This is a genomic window from Abyssisolibacter fermentans, assembly GCF_001559865.1.
Taxonomy (GTDB): domain Bacteria; phylum Bacillota; class Clostridia; order Tissierellales; family MCWD3; genus Abyssisolibacter; species Abyssisolibacter fermentans.
On record NZ_LOHE01000122.1, the window covers coordinates 1 to 1400 of the forward strand.

The window sequence follows — 1400 nt, forward strand, 5'->3', positions numbered from 1 at the left end:
ATAAATTGCAATATTAAATGTCGCATTGAATTTGTTAAGTTATACCATGTATAATTTTGTAAATAGTATGTGATGATACTATCATACATTAATGCTAACTTTCTCGTAATTGCTATTTATTTGGTATATATGGCTTTGTCAAGGACTTTGCCACCAGGCGGTGGTGCGTAGCATCCTTTACAAAGTTATATATACCAAATATTCTTTCTTGAGAGAGAGTTATTTTGATAATTTATGTTCATAATATTGTGATGAACTCATGTAGTCTAAAATTCTTCTTGGATAATTATTTACCCACTGTTGAATCTTTCCTATCTCTTTCTTTGTATAACAACTTATCTTTTTACCCTTTGGTATAAATCTACGAATTAACTTATTTGCATTTTCGTTACTACCTCTTTCCCATGAACTATATGGATGAGCGTAATATGCAGTAGTTCTTTTACTTTTTAATCTGCATGATTTTTCTATTATTTCTTGATTAACGAACTCATTACCATTATCCATGGTTATAGTCTTAAAAATTTTTTTAAACTTACTGCCATATTCTCTCTCAAGTGAATTCAATGCTTTACCAACTTCTTGCTGAGTCTTACTTTTCATTTTCCTTATTAAAGTCAATCTTGTACAACGTTCAGTTAAAACAAGCAATACTTGTTTATCCTTTTTTTGTCCAACTACACAATCCATTTCCCAATGACCTATGGTATTTCTTAAATCTACCGATTTAGGTCTTTCTACAATGCTTCTACCCTTTTTATTATTAAGTGAAACTTTACGTATTTTACGGTAGCTACGCTTCTTTTTATACTTAACAGGTAAATGTTTATTTGTTAATTCAAGAAATATTCCCTTATCAATATAGTTATACAATGTTTTTGTACATATTGTTGTTTTAAATTTAAGTTTATTAGCTTTTATTTCACCAATTACAGCATCAGGTGAATATTTTTCTTTAATTATCTTAGATTCTATATACTCACATAATTTGTGATTATCTCCAATTTTAAGATTAGCTCCTTTGTTACATCTATTACGTAGATATTTTTCATGAGCTACATCAGCACAGTATACTAATTTCTTAGTCAAATCACTGTTCAACAATTCAACAGTACCTCTTTTAATTTCTCTTTGAATTGTTCGTACACTTTTTCCAATGAGAAATGCAATTTCTTTTGGTATCTTACCGATTTTAATATATCCCTCAATTTGGTAGCGTTCTTTTTCTGTTAGATATTTATTTTTCCTGTTATTTATGTTATTATTTTTATTGTGATTCATTTGAAAAATTCTCCCTTTAAGTTTTTGGTCGAACTTAACAATATCAGAGAATTTCAAATGAGTCACTTTTTAATTTTTGGAAATTCTATTTTATGCGTCATTTAATTATACAACTTAGC

At 28.1% G+C, this 1400-nt stretch carries 1 protein-coding gene; it reads right to left on the bottom strand.

What is annotated here, in order from left to right; translation table 11 throughout:
• Window positions 1-219: 219 nt before the first annotated feature.
• The gene (locus AYC61_RS20490; protein WP_066507761.1) at window positions 220-1281 is read right to left on the bottom strand and encodes an IS30 family transposase; all 1062 of its coding nucleotides are present in this window, start codon (window positions 1279-1281) and stop codon (window positions 220-222) included.
• Between the last annotated feature and the right edge of the window lie 119 nt (window positions 1282-1400).

What these genes read in the sequence shown, in the direction of transcription:
- AYC61_RS20490 (WP_066507761.1), bottom strand. Translation starts at nt 1,281, where the DNA reads ATGAATCACAATAAAAATAATAACATAAATAACAGGAAAAATAAATAT.